This is a genomic window from Coleofasciculus sp. FACHB-1120, from assembly GCF_014698845.1.
Taxonomy (GTDB): domain Bacteria; phylum Cyanobacteriota; class Cyanobacteriia; order Cyanobacteriales; family FACHB-T130; genus FACHB-T130.
The window spans coordinates 98,205-112,256 of record NZ_JACJTV010000001.1; the positions used below are offsets into that span (position 1 = coordinate 98,205).

10 protein-coding genes are annotated in these 14,052 nt (G+C 48.8%); 1 reads left to right on the forward strand and 9 read right to left on the reverse strand.

Annotated elements, in window-relative coordinates:
* Window positions 1–19: 19 nt before the first annotated feature.
* The 6 genes from cobD to pilM form a co-directional block, all read right to left on the reverse strand.
* Window positions 20–1,096 (reverse strand): threonine-phosphate decarboxylase CobD, encoded by a 1,077-nt coding sequence (cobD, locus tag H6H02_RS00500; RefSeq protein WP_190813603.1) that lies wholly within the window; start codon window positions 1,094–1,096, stop codon window positions 20–22.
* A 26-nt stretch (window positions 1,097–1,122) separates the two neighbouring features.
* Window positions 1,123–1,404, reverse strand: coding sequence for an HU family DNA-binding protein (locus tag H6H02_RS00505; protein ID WP_190413637.1), 282 nt, complete (start codon window positions 1,402–1,404; stop codon window positions 1,123–1,125).
* A 373-nt stretch (window positions 1,405–1,777) separates the two neighbouring features.
* Entirely contained in the window at window positions 1,778–4,396 is a 2,619-nt protein-coding gene (locus H6H02_RS00510; protein WP_190813605.1) for an AMIN domain-containing protein, read from the reverse strand.
* Window positions 4,397–4,477: 81 nt separating this feature from the next.
* Entirely contained in the window at window positions 4,478–5,269 is a 792-nt protein-coding gene (locus H6H02_RS00515) for a hypothetical protein (RefSeq protein WP_190813606.1), read from the reverse strand.
* Window positions 5,266–6,069: a PilN domain-containing protein gene (locus H6H02_RS00520; protein ID WP_190813608.1), complete on the reverse strand. Its 804-nt coding sequence runs from the start codon at window positions 6,067–6,069 to the stop codon at window positions 5,266–5,268. Before H6H02_RS00520 ends, H6H02_RS00515 begins: the two co-directional genes overlap by 4 nt.
* Window positions 6,070–6,073: 4 nt before the next feature.
* The gene (gene pilM / locus H6H02_RS00525; protein ID WP_190814184.1) at window positions 6,074–7,177 is read right to left on the reverse strand and encodes a type IV pilus assembly protein PilM; all 1,104 of its coding nucleotides are present in this window, start codon (window positions 7,175–7,177) and stop codon (window positions 6,074–6,076) included.
* A gap of 233 nt (window positions 7,178–7,410) precedes the next feature.
* Between pilM and H6H02_RS00530 the strand changes: the two genes are divergently transcribed.
* The gene (locus H6H02_RS00530) at window positions 7,411–8,691 is read left to right on the forward strand and encodes a sugar ABC transporter substrate-binding protein (RefSeq protein ID WP_190813610.1); all 1,281 of its coding nucleotides are present in this window, start codon (window positions 7,411–7,413) and stop codon (window positions 8,689–8,691) included.
* A gap of 138 nt (window positions 8,692–8,829) precedes the next feature.
* On the opposite strand, the gene H6H02_RS00535 is transcribed toward H6H02_RS00530, so the two are convergent.
* From H6H02_RS00535 to H6H02_RS00545, 3 genes are all read right to left on the reverse strand, one after another.
* Window positions 8,830–10,194, reverse strand: a complete 1,365-nt coding sequence (locus H6H02_RS00535) for an ATP-binding protein (protein WP_190813612.1) — start codon at window positions 10,192–10,194, stop codon at window positions 8,830–8,832.
* 613 nt (window positions 10,195–10,807) lie between these two features.
* A complete protein-coding gene (locus H6H02_RS00540; RefSeq protein WP_190813614.1) occupies window positions 10,808–11,740 on the reverse strand; it encodes a PAS domain S-box protein in 933 nt (310 codons plus the stop codon).
* Window positions 11,737–13,596, reverse strand: a complete 1,860-nt coding sequence (locus H6H02_RS00545; protein ID WP_190813616.1) for a CheR family methyltransferase — start codon at window positions 13,594–13,596, stop codon at window positions 11,737–11,739. Before H6H02_RS00545 ends, H6H02_RS00540 begins: the two co-directional genes overlap by 4 nt.
* Between the last annotated feature and the right edge of the window lie 456 nt (window positions 13,597–14,052).

A 14,052-nucleotide genomic window follows, 5' to 3' on the forward strand; every position in this document is an offset into this window, starting at 1 on the left:
AAAAATTAATAATTAGCCATTACAAGATTGCTGCTAGACCGTCGATTAGGCGCTGGTTATCAAATTCAGAACGCACCGCGACTCGGAAGTAGCGATCGCCTAATTCTGGAAAGCTCAAGCAGTCACGAATCAGAATTTTACTCTGCTTGAGAAGTTTTTCCTGTACTTGCGAACTGGGTTGTTCTGACTCAACCAGCAAAAAGTTAGCAGCACTCGGTAGCGGTTGCAATCCCGGTATTTGCGCCAAACCTTGAAATAGGTAGGACCTTGCCGGTTCCAACCATTCCCAGGTTTGCTGTTGAAATTGCGTATCTTTTACCACCGCAACACCAGCGGCAGCGGCTAAGGTGTTGACGGGCCAAGGATCGCGCCACTGTTGCCAGCGACGCAGACGGTCTGGGTGAGCGATCGCATAACCTAAGCGCAGCCCTGGCAGACTGTAGAACTTGGTGAGCGATCGCAGAATCACCAAATTCGGGTACTCTTGCACCACTGGAATAAGGCTTTGCTGCTGGGAAGGCGGCAGAAAATCCATAAAGGCTTCGTCCATCACCACCAGCGCAAATTTCTCCAGATAAGGGATCAGAGTCTCCCGCAAAAACATCTGACCCGTGGGATTGTGCGGGTTATTCACCAGTAGACCAATGGGATTTTGGATTTTGGATTTTGGATTTTGGATTGGGAATCGTAAATCCAAAATTGAAGATCCAAAATCGGGAAGCGGGCACTCATGTACGTTGGCGTTAAACGTCCGGAGTGCCCGCCAGTAATCGCCAAATGCTGGTGTCACCAGACACGTTCCCGTCAGTTCTGATAAATCCCAACTTGCCCAGGTTAGTAACTCTGCCGAGCCGTTTCCAGGCAGAATCCAGTCTGGCGGGAGTTGGTGCAGCTTACCCAGAGACACCCGCAACTCGCCATAATCTGGGTCAGGATAGGCACGCAAGCGCTCTAGATGTGCCCCAATCGCCGCGAGTGCCGACTGGGGAGGCCCCAACGGGTTAATACTGGCAGAAAAATCAACAATGAGGTCGGGGGAACAGCCTGCCAGTGCAGCTGCCCAGGCTAAGTTACCCCCGTGAACAGGCCGAGTCAAGGATGATTGCCGCTTTGGATGAGTGGTTAATCTTCGGGTGCGACTTTTTCTTTAAACAACTTACCCGCAGAAAATGCAGGAACCTTCGTTGCGGGGATTTCCATCTTGTCCCCAGTTTTAGGGTTGCGACCCTCGCGGGCTTTGCGTTCCCGCGATTCAAAGGAGCCAAAACCCACCAAAGTCACCTTATCGCCAGAAGAAACAGCTTCCATGATAGCTTCCAAGGCAGCCGTCAAAACAGCATCTGCTTGCTTCTTAGTGACAGAAGCCTTGTCTGCCACTGCATCAACCAATTCACCTTTATTCATGTTTCGTCACTCCAAATGGTTTGTACGGGCGTGATTATCACAGCTCTAAAGTCCCCAATCGGGGCTATAGACACGAGCCTTTGAGGGCAATTTAGCCTCAAAAAAGCTGAAACTCTCGCTGTCTCGAAGTTTCACTGCATTATTCTAAAGTCTGCGTGCTGGATATGGATCGTCGAAAGCTTTAAGTTATGTAGATTTGAGGATTTTTTTGATTAATTTTTCGGCAACGGGCACTTTCTGAGAGTTGCACAGCCTCGTTTCCTAGCCAAAAACTCCGTCTACGGCACAAATAAGCCCCCTGTCGGAAGTCGAACAGGGGGGAAGTTGTGTCTTGTCTCCTCAAGACTCAATCGCTACCTGTTACTTACGCGCCTTACTGACGCTCCAATATCTGACGCGCATTTTGTCCTGGGGTGTAGCTGTAGCCAAACGCGGAACGCGACGAGTCATCGATAATCTGAGGCGTCAGCAACACAATTACTTCTTGCCGTTGATTGACCTTGTTGGTACTTCTAAACAGGGCACCCAGCAGCGGAATATCGCCCAAAATTGGTACTTTGGATACGGTCGTTCGCTCTGAATCTTGAATAATGCCCGACAAAATCAGCGTCTGACCATCTCGCAGGCGAAGTTGTCCAGAGTTCAGGTTACGCACCGTCAGCAAAGCGATTTGGTTAACATCATCACCAACGACTATATTTTGCTGACCCCCAATCGCAGTCACGGTGGGATTTACCGCTAGAGTGACGAAACCATTATCGTCAATCCGCTCGACTCGGATATTGAGAATTAAACCTGCCTGTTTAATTTCTGCGGTGACGGTTGTATTCGTCGTATTTTCAGTTGTTTCCGTTTCTCGCCGAATATTGCCGACGACCTCTTGAGTCAAGTTGACAGTAGCCGACTGTCCTTCCTGGACAACCAGAGTCGGGTCAGTCAAAATCTTGGCATTACCACTTTGAATCTGCGATCGCAATGAGGATAAGAACCGGCTGGGGAACTGCAATAGGGAAGGGAGAGCTGCCGTAACCGTCCCAACCGTCCCCGCTGTTGCAGTTGATGTCACCAGCCCGGTAGCGGGGTCACGGGTTTGAGTAATGATATTGTCTGTAGCTGGAGTAACGGTTATGAAACCACCCTGTAGCGGATTATTTAAATTCACAACAGGTCTAGGAAAAAGCCCAGCTCCTGTATTTTGCGCCCTTGTAACACCATTCGGACCAACTATGATGGTACCTGGTACAGTGCCCGGAACGCTGATAGGATTATTTGGATCGAGGAAAACATTGGCTCCGCTAAAGGGATTTGGGATAACAGGGGGGCTAACCTGACTCGTATTCACCTGCTGGTTTGTAGGGGGTCTGACACCGCCATAATTAAAGGCTGCTGCTCCCTGGTCAACGCTGAAGAAACTGTCCCCGATGCCGAAGGAGAAGCTAGTATTAAAGTCTTTGGTGTTCAATAGGTTGACATCAACGACCTTGACATTCACTGCCACCTGGCGACGGCGGGCATCTAGCTGGGTCAAGAGGTTTGTCGCAATTTCAACTTTGCGAGGAGAGCCAACCAGGGTGATGGCATTGAGTCGCTCATCGGCTGACACTGCTAACCCTTTGAGTAATAAGGGGGCATTTCCCTCGGTAGCTCTCAGTGCTAGAATGCTTGGCGTTCTGATTTCTACCGTTCGAGCGGCGGCTCCCTCTCCAATGGTCTGAATTTGAATTTGCTCTGTAGGGATTTGCGTCTCTGCCCCTTGGGTCGTCAAGAAGTTTGCTGCCGCAGTGACAGGAACTTGATTGAGTCGCAGGCTGCGCGTGATGATATTTCGAGCATCGTCAGGCAGTCTGGCACCCACAAAAATTGTTCGTCCAACTCGGTTGGCTTCTAAGCCGCTCAGCTGAAGGACGTAGTTAAAGACATCTTGAACGGGTTCGTTTTCGATATCCAGGGAAATGGTAGGTCCTCCCTCGGTAGCTGCACCACCTGGACCAGGAGCGGGGGCTGGTTGCCCAGGAGTACCACCTGCTGCTGCGCCGCCCGTAAAGGCAAGGTTGAGACCAGCAGAACGGGCAAGTAGCCCTAAAACTTCTCGAACTGGGGCATCCCGCAGCACTAAGCGGGGTACGCGCTCCGCTGTACCGAGATCGATGACAGCGGGGGCAGCATTGGTGTTGGAGGTGGTGATATCGCCGACTGGGGGCGCGATCGCTCTCGGCAAGAAAGGCGGTGCTGGACTAACGGGTTGAACTGTTCCAGCCGCTGGAGCCGGAACTCCGTCAATCGTAATGCGCGGGTTTGGCACCAGAACGTCTGGGTTTGGCGGGTTTATGACTGGTTGAGGCTGAACCTCCGGTAGACCGGGCGCAGGGGTTACGCCACCGGGTGCTGGAACCTGTGGGATTTGACCGGGTGGCGTTTGGGGGAATACACCGCCCGGAACTGGCGTTTGAGCGAGTCGGGTTGGAGCCGGTGGCGTCTGTGCCGTTGGTGCAGGTGCAGTAGGCGAAGAATTAACAGGTGTCTGGGAGGAGAGCGTCGGCGGTGTTGCTTTATTCGGCGGTGCAACAGAGTTAACGTTTAAGGTGATTCCCCCTTCCTTGTTCTGGCTAATCTGCCCGGTCGGTATGCTGTTAGCCGCACTGACTGTTACTCGGACGCTATTGTCCTCCCGCTGGCTCACGACGATTGACTGAATGCCAGGAGCCGGATTTTCCTGACGGAAGCTGTCTCCCTCAGGTAAGCTCAGCTGGGCATTCACCACATCTGCCGTTAACTCATTCCCACGGCTGAGGGTGAACATCTGAGGGCGGAGGACAGAGTCCTTGCCGGGGGCATCGCCCTCAGATGTCTTTAACATCACTTCAACACCGTTTTCCGTGGGATTAAGTTGTACAGCGGTTACTTGCGTGGCAGCTGCTAAGACCCGTTGTGTTCCGGGTAGAACCAGTGCTGAACCGAGCAAGATTCCACCCAATATTGATACCTGTTTCACCGTTTCCTCCTCACACAAAAGCAATTTTTGCACCTGAATAACAGCTTTCAGGTCGAATTCTCGACACCTACTCGCTGTCTTCTACTGGGCCGGTTGAGCTGCCGCCGCTGCTGCCGCTGCCGCTGCTGCCGCCTCTTTCGCTTCCTGCTCCGATAATGGCAGCAGCACCTCTAAGTTAAAAGAGGTGTTAATCAAGGTTCGCTCTTTAAGTTTGCCAGTGGGGACAATTTTACCCTGCCGGTTCACCGTAATTTTCTGGCTGCTTGCCGCGTCCTTTAACTCTGATTTCAAGTCTTTTACTACTAGCAGTTGCTGGAGTCGTTCTAGACTTCTCAGAATGGATTGGGTTTGACCGTAATCGCCTTCAAAGCTTACATTGTATACCTTACGTTTGAGCTTACCATTGACTTCCGGTCCTAAAGAGCCATCAGTAATAATGTCACTACTGTTGGCATCAGCAGCATCATTTTTCTTTGGCTCATACTTGGTCAATTTGCCCTGTCTTGCTTTAACAAAACGATTGATATCCAGCATTAAGGTATCCAGGGTTTTGGCACTACCAAACATGGAAAGGACAGCAGCTCTTTGCTGTTTTGCCTTGCCTAGGTTTACTTTTGCCGCATCAATTTTTTGCTGAAGTTGTTCCTGTTGTTGAATTTGCTGCTCGGTGTTTTCTACATCAGCTTGCAGTTGTTGATAAGAAGTCCACGCAGGCAACAACAAGTTAACGACCAAATAAGCTGCGCCAGCTAGACCCAATACTGCCAGCAAGGCACCACTGACTGTTGGTGTGAACGTAATCCCAAAGGCACTGGGATAGGCAGCCTCATCTTGGCCTTCATCGGATGGTATAAAGTCTTGACTTACCGTCATTTTTGCAGCGCTCCTGTGTTCTGAAGGTTTCTCAGCCGAGTCGCTAATCCCACTGCACCTTTGCGCTCCCACTCTCTAAGTAGCTGGGAAGCTGGGGCATCACTCAGGCTCGTTTGAATGGTGTATTCCACCACTTTTGGCAATTTAATTTCTACTCTAGCGTTGGAATTTCCTTGATCCTGGGGCTGTTGCACCTGGGTTTGATTGTCTTTCAACTCGGCAGCCACGATTTGGGTATCTTCGCTATCGAATAAGTTAGACCGCTGTAGCGTGAGCAAAAAGTCATTCACTTCATCAAAGGAGCGAGCATACCCTTTAATTGCCACGTTAGAGCTGGGAGGGGCAGCGGCAGCCGTGGGGCTAGGGGCTGCTGCTGCGGCGGTGGCTGGATCTGGCGCGGTTTGCTCAATGCTGGTGATTTGCAGACCTGGAGGAACGCGATCGCGTATATCCTGCAAAATCGCTGACCAAGGAGCTAGTTGATTGAACACGCTGGCAAGTGCCTGGGTTTCTCCTTTCACTGCCTGAATTTCGTTATTGATTGCTTGAATTTGCTGCTCTTTGGCTTTGCCTTCATTCAGCTTCTGTTCCAATTGAGCTTTTTGTGCAGTCAATTGTTCGGTTTGGTTTTGCAACAACAACCACAACGCCCCAACCCCTGCTGGCAATAGCAGTCCGACTGCTAATCCTGCCCACAGCGGCGTCATCTTTTTATTCCCAGCGGGAGCTTTGGCACCGGGGGCATCGCGGCGTATGATGTCCGGGCGATCCTTAAGAAAATTAATATCTAGGCTATACATCCCTTTAAACCTCTCGTAGTCCTAATCCCAATACCACTCCCAACCCCGGTCTTTGTACTGGTGAAATTTCCTCTGTCATTTCCAAGGAAAGGGCAGCAACTGGATCTACTTGCGTCGTCGGCAAGCTCAACCGTTGCGTGAAGAATTCATCCAGTTGTCCAATTCCTCCTCCTGGGCCTGCCAGTAGCAGCTGCGCCACTTCCAAATTTTCGCTCTGATTTAGATAAAAATCGATTGAGCGACGCAGTTCATCAGCAAGCTCTCCCAATACTCTAACTAAAGCTCCCATACCAGGGTTAATTCCCGTTGCACCCGTGCGGACATTATCGACGGGGGTGTTGGGAATTGTCATCCCTTGCAGGATTTCAGTGTTTCTCGATGTCGGTAAATTCATCGCCCGATTCAGGGCACTCTGTAGCTGATACGTCCCAATCGGTACGGTACGGGAGAATTGGGGCACCCCATCCACGATGATGGCAATCTCGGTGCTGTCGAACTCAATGTCTACCAGAACGGCAGCTTCTTGAGGGCCAAATTGCCGCAACTGCTCTCGAATCGTCCGAATCAGAGAAAAACTACTAATCTCCAACACATCAATTTTTAATCCCGCTTCGCGGAAGGTTTCGATATAGGTGTCTGTCACATCCTTGCGGGTGGCAACTAGCAGCACCTGCACCTTCTCAATTCCATCTTCATCGGTGAAGAATCCCAGCTTCTGGTAGTCTACATCTGCTTCTTCCCGTGGAAATGGCAAGTAGAGACCGGCTTCGTGATCCAATACCATTTCCCGCAACTCTTTGTCATCGAGTTCCGCAGGTACTGGGATAACGCGCACCACCGCTTCGCGCCCTGATACGGCAGTGGCAACGTTCTGGACTTTTATCTTACTTTCAGCGATCGCTTCCTTAATCAGTTCGGCTAAAGCTGGGGCATCAATAATCTTGCCTTCTTGAAAAACTCCTTCCGGAACTTCCTTAGAGGACAGCGTTGTTAATTTGAATCCTTGACCCTGCTTGCGTAGTTGAGCAATATTAATCCGTTCAGGGGCAATTTCTATACCAATTCCTTTGGTACGTTTAGCTATTAATCCTTTAAACCGGGTGAACATATCTTTAGGTTTGCTGAGGGAAGCAGCCATTGAAAGTTTAGTTAGAGAAGAGAGATTGCGTGTAGAGAGGGAAATAGAGACAGAATTATGGTACCCAATCTAGCCGACAAACACATCGGTAGAGACAAAAATACACCCTAGTAGATTCCTTACCAATAGATATACCTCATCAGGTAGGATGAGTTACTGCTAGCTGGGTTACTACTAGCGCTGAAAGTGGAATTGCAATTTACATGATCCGTAGGAAAACCTGGAGACGATTGGGCATTTGTACCCTATTGGGGTTCATTTTCAGCTGGGTTATCAGCTGTAGCCCTGGCTCTTCCCCATCCGGAAAAGGGGAAATTGAGTTCTGGACGATGCAGCTGCAACCGCAGTTTACTGAATATTTCAACAAACTGATTACTAACTTTGAAGCCGAAAATACCGGCGTCAAAGTGCGCTGGGTAGATGTACCCTGGAGTGCGATGGAAAGCAAAATTCTGACGGCAGTTTCGGCGAAAACGGCACCCGATGTCGTAAACCTGAATCCGGACTTTGCCTCCCAATTAGCGTCGCGCAATGCCTGGTTAAATTTAGATACTAAAGTTCCCCAAGCTGTGCGCCAGCAATATCTACCTAATATATGGAAGGCTAGCACGCTCAGCGACCAAAGTTTTGGCATTCCCTGGTATTTAACGACGCGGGTGACGATTTACAACCAGGAGTTGTTTAAAGCCGCTGGTGTGAGCAAACCTCCGGCGACTTATGCCCAACTGGCACAAGTCGCTCAGCAAATTAAGGAAAAAACCGGCAAGTATGCGTTTTTTGTGACTCTGGTTCCAGAAGATTCGGCTGAGGTGCTGGAATCGATGGTGCAGATGGGGGTTGAATTAGTGGATACCAAAGGAGAGGCGGCTTTTAATACACCCGCAGGGAAAGCGGCGTTTCAGTATTGGGTAGACCTTTACCAGAAGAAGCTGTTGCCCCAGGAGGTATTGACACAAGGGCATCGACGTGCAGTTGAACTCTACCAAGCGGGCGAGACGGCGATGCTAGCAACGGGAGCAGAGTTTATGGCGACGATAGAGAAGAATGCACCCGCGATCGCGCAAGTCTCTGCTGCGGCACCCCAGATTACCGGCGAAACGGGTAAAAAGAATGTAGCCGTGATGAATCTGGTGATTCCCCGCGACACTCCAAATCCGGATGACGCCCTAAAATTTGCTTTATTTGTCACGAACGATCAGAATCAACTGGCTTTTGCCAAGGCGGCGAACGTGTTGCCGTCTACCGTTCAGGCAGTGCAAGAGTACCAACGCCAGATAGCCACTAATCCTAAGGTGTCGCCCGTGGAGCAAGCTCGCGTCCTTAGTGCCAGCCAATTGACATCGGCAGAGGTTTTAGTCCCGGCGATCAAGGATCTCAACAAGTTGCAGAAGGCAATTTATGAAAATTTGCAAGCAGCGATGTTGGGGGAAAAGACGGTAGATAAAGCAGTTGGGGATGCAGCTTTAGCGTGGAATCAGCGGTAGGGATTTGCGGTTTGCTCCTAGACCTAACCCCCAACCCCTTCCCTACCAGGGAAGGGGGGCAAGATTCAAAGCCCCTCTCCGTTTCGGAGAGGGGTTGGGGAGAGGTCTGGAGAGGCACTTTTTTCTCTAGATAGGGAGTTACTTTGACACGATTGCAGAAGTGTTAGAGCTTGAAGTGACTTTACGGGGCAACTCTAGGCGAAAAGTTGAACCTTCTCCGGGCTGACTTTCCACCTGAATTTTTCCATGCATCATGCCAACCAATCGGTCAGTAATGGCAAGCCCCAAACCCGTACCGCCATAAGTGCGCGTCAGGCTTTGACTAACTTGGCGAAATTCTTGAAAAATTTGCTTGATTTCCGACTGCTCAATCCCAATACCAGTATCTTTGACAGCGATCGCAATTTGGTCGGGTGTCGGTTCGCAAGCGTCTACGGTTATGCTACCCGAATCGGTAAACTTAATCGCATTGGAAAGAAGATTAACCAACACTTGCCGCAGGCGATTACTGTCATTTACAACATAAGGGTTATCTAGACAAACGTGAATATGAACTTCCAATTGTTTCTGGTGAGCTAAACTCTGGAGTTCTTCCACCGTTTGCGTGACTAGCTCGACTAAGTTAAATTCTTCTAAGTTTAATTCCAGGCGTCCCGCCTCCAACTTAGAGAAATCCAGAATATCCTCAATCAGCTTGAGCAAGTGTTTTCCACTATTAAAAATACGCTCCAGCATATGTAATTGATTGTGACCCAGTTGATGCTGAGCTTGGCGCATCAACAATTGCGAAAAGCCAAGAATCGCGTTCATCGGAGTCCGCAGTTCGTGAGACATCAGCGCCAAAAATTGCGATTTCAGCCGAACTTCTTCTTGAAGGTGCAAATTTTGTAGATGATAACAGCGAATTTTCTCCTCCGCTTGCTTGCGAGCGGTGATATCCCGTAGCATCCACCGTAGGGAAGATCCCTGACCTGGCTTATCTCGGACGCTGGCAACCGTCAGAGCAGCATCAAAGAGGTTTCCTTGACGCGATTTTAGTCGCACCTCCCACTCCTGAAGTAAGCCTAATTTCGGCAGATGAGTCAGTTGAGAACGAAAGGCTCGACGAGTATCCTCCGGCACAAAGATGATCAGCGGTTTGCCCACTAAGTAAGTGTGCGCGACACCGAGAAGCTGGGCGGCGGCTTGATTGGCTTCCCGAATCATTCCAGCCCCATCTGTCACCAGGTAGCCGTCTGGAGCCAAATCGAATAAGTCTTGATAGCGCTGGCGTTCCGATTCCAATGCACTGCGAGCCGCTAGCAAACTCTCATTCTGCTGGCGCAGTTCTTCTTCGGCGACGTGTAATTCTTCTAAGGCAGTTTTTAATTCTTCCAGCGATACCGCTAGCAGCTCTGGGTCTTGCTTAGGCGAATCGACAATGCGCTGCTCTAGCGCCGCTGCGCGTTGACGTGCAGTCTGTACTTTTTGGCTAAACTGCTCCCCTTTCTGGTGGAAACTCATGCAATTTCTAATCACTACCTTTTTGTAAAATTTCGTAAAGTTTTTGTTAAACGATTGAGGCACCCATTGGGGTTGCGAGCAATTAAAAAATTAGATTAGCTCTAAGCTCCCTCAGTGACTAGACAAACCACACCCAGCTTTTCGCTTTTGGTGGTAAGTGCGATTGAACTTATTCACTTATTCAATGTTCAATGAATAAATTCCAGTAACTTGAAGGGTGTGCAAAATCTCAGAGAAACATTATGTACACACCTTGAGTTAACTGTAAGAAATTTATTTGTAAATCCTCTTAGAGACTGATCAGTTAGGCGAAAATCCATAAGCTGTAACCGGAGCCTCGTTCACAGACCCTTCCTAGCCATTTTCAACCCAGATAAACCCGATCCCCTAGCCTGTTTCCCACCTCGCGCTAAACGTCTTATGGTTAAAATCACAAAAAGATAGAATATTTTAGCTTTTTTAAGCAGAAAAAGGCTGAGTTTAACTTTCTTCATATCGTCTTTTATATTGTCGCAGCGAGGTTCGGAAAGCGGTTAATTCTATTACCAGTAGGTTTAAAGTTTTACCTGTACTTAGAAAATATATTTCCACAGAGACCGTAGATTTAAAATTTTTATAACGTTGGCATGGCGCTGGGTAATTCTTGCATTAACACAATCACTCCGTGAATTTCTTTCTTTAAAGTAAATAGAGGCATACAGGTGACTTTACATTGAATTGTTCTCCCGCGCCGGTTGAGAGCATCTAGCGTTTGTTCGTGGTGTTCTGATTCCCCGGCTAAACAGCTTTGAATCGGCTGTCTGAGTTGCTCTATCGGCAAGCCAAGCTCCAAATTTAGAAAGTGTTGTCCCTGGATTTCATGGCTTCGCAGCCCCCACAAATCTTCAGCTTGAAGATTCCAGACTTGGATGTTCAGCTCTTGATTTAATACGGCGATACCGCCCGGTAGACTGGTAAAAATAGACTTTAAAAAGGCGTTGGCTTCGTTAAGATCCTGGCTGGACAGTCGTAGTTCTTCCGTTGTTAGCCGTAGCTCTTCGTTCCTCGTGTCTAATTGTTCCGATTTTACTTGTAAATCCCCGTCACGCGCCTCTAAGCTATCGACAGTGGACTTGGCTTGAGCGATCGCAGCTTGCAGTTGTTCGTTGACGACAAGCCAATCGTGGTTTTTATCCTCTAAAGCGCGATCGCTCTTGGCTAATGCTTCGACAGTCGCTTGCAGTTGCTCATCGAGAAGTTGTAGCCTCTGCTTGGAGGATTGCAGCTGCTTCAACTGTTGAGACTGGTTTGTGTCTGGGCGATCGCGCTGGCGATCTCGATTCGATGGGATTGTCAGATAGTCGTTGTATTGGGATACCTCCTCGTGTTCCACTAGCAAGTCTTCTAAGATGAAGCAAAATTCCTCAAACGCTGCCGTCCCCAACACGATTTGCTGCAAGAGCAATACCTGGATGGGCGATGAATCAATGGCTAATAAATATTTGTGCAGGGTTGAAAAGTGCTGTTGCAGAGTACTTATCTGCTGCAACAGCTTGTTCTGATTCATTGAAGAACCTCCTCTTGCTCCTCCATGAATAAAAGCACTCCCCGAATCTCTGCTTCTTTGCCTAACAAAGGTTTGCAAGTAACTTTACACTCAATTGCTTTGCCGCGTCGATTGGTGGCATTGAGGATAATTTCTTGGAAATCTTCTTCCCCAGATAGACAAATGCGAATTGGCTGTTTAAGTTGCTCTACTGGCAAGCCAATATCCAAATTTAGAAAGTGTTGCCCTTGGATTTCATCGCTTCGCAGTCCCCACATATCTTCAGCTTTGCGATCCCAACTCTGGATATGCAAATCTCGCCCGACTACGACGACGCCACCCCGAAGACTGCCCAAAATCGACTCTAAAAAGGCGTTCGCATCGTTGAGTTCTTCGCTGCGACGGCGCATTTCATCGTTAAGAGCCTGCAATTCCTCATTCGTGGATTGCAGCTCTTCGTTCATGGTTTCCAGCTCTTCATTAGAAGATTGGAGTTCCTCGTTTGTCGTCTCTAACTCTTCGTTAGAGGATTGGAGTTCCTCGTTTGTCGTTTCTAACTCTTCATTCGTAGACTGGAGTTCTTCATAAGCCATTTCCAGTTCTTGGTTGGATTGTTGCAGATCCTCCTGTAGCCGTTTGTAGCGGCTGACATCAATAAAGGAAATACTAACGCCCAAAGGATTGGCGGATACCTCTACGAGCGGTACCACCAGCACGTCTAGAGTAATCGTTTCTCCCTTAGGGGTTTGCCACCGTACATCCCGGATAGTAATCTGTCGGCGCTCCGCGTAGGCTTGATCGATACAAGAGCGTAATTCCAGGGGACGATAAGAAATTTCCAAATCTTGCAAGGGGCGTCCCTGATCCTTCGGAGTTAGGGGAAATATTGCCCTAGCTTGTTCATTCACCAACACGAGAAACCCATTGACATCGATGACTATCTGGGGTGTCGGACTGCTGTCGAAAGCAACTTCCCGGATGCGTACATGAGTGGCGATATTGTTTGCTGCCTCCTCACTACCAGACTGAGCCATAAGTAACAACCGTTCGCGTATTCCTATTTTATGGGCTTTGGTAAAGACACGGCGCTTCAAATCCACAGGTGTGAAAGTATGGCTGTGGGTGAGCAACATCTCCGCTTTCCCTAAAAAGATAAAGCCACCGTCATTTAGGGCAAAGTGAAAGCGGGCGAGGATTTTGGCTTGAGTTTCGGAATTGAAATACATCAAAGTGTTGCGACACACCAGTAAGTCAATGCGAGAGATGGGAGCATCAATCGTCAAGTTGTGACGCCCAAAAATCACGGCTCGGCGCAGATCCTTACGAAAGTTATAGCCCCGCTCGCATTCCTCAAAATACTTCTCTAGCATTTCGGGAGCCAGCTCCGCGACATTTTTGGCTAAATAAGTGGCTTGGCGGGCTTGATTGAGGGCTTCCTCGTCTAAGTCGGTGGCATAAATTTTCACCCGCTCTTTGAACTGTTCCACTCCCAGCGCTTCGGCGAAGGCTATCGCAATCGTATAAGCTTCTTCTCCAGAGGCACAGCCAGCACTCCAGATGCGGATCGGTTCGTTGATTGGTTTGCGGACGGCAATGTAGGGAACGATTTCTTTAATAATGTAATCCCAAGCTGAGCGATCGCGGAAGAAGGCAGTCACATTAATCAACAATGTGTTGAACAGGTGTATAAATTCTTCCGGATATACTTCTAAGTAATCTATATAATCGTTGTAGCTTTCTATTTCTACTATCTGCATCCTTTTGAGGACGCGACGCATCAGAGTAGAACGTTTGTAGCCTGTAAAATCAAAGCCACGGGTGCCTTTAAGATACTGCAAGAGCGCTTCAAATTGGGGGTCGATGGTTGGGAGATTCATAAGTAGCTGTTAGTTATAGCAGTTCTCGGTATGTGTGGTACAGTTTTGACCTCGCTTCCATTGCTCTGGAGGAGGACTCCGAGAGAGGCTTTGAATTATTCACCCACAACCGTGTCGGGAAAGGGGTTAGGAGCTAGATTTCCTTGGGAATACCCCAATACGTGAACCCACACCCATCAGGGTGGGGCTTGCGCTTGTAAAGTCTGTCTACGCCTGAATAATTTTAGCTTGCTCCCGGTAGGCTTCGTTTATGTAAACTTCCGCTAGAAGCGTGGGGGCGTGTATTTGCTTACATTGAATATTTTTTTACAAACCATCATTGATTAAACTATATTAGCGTAACTAAATATCACACTTTGGCAGTGGTAGAAAGGTGAGTTTTCATTAACAGGAAACGAAGGATTGAAGACACCTTGAATCCTCTAATTTTTCCCGACTACCCGGTGTTGCCAAAGT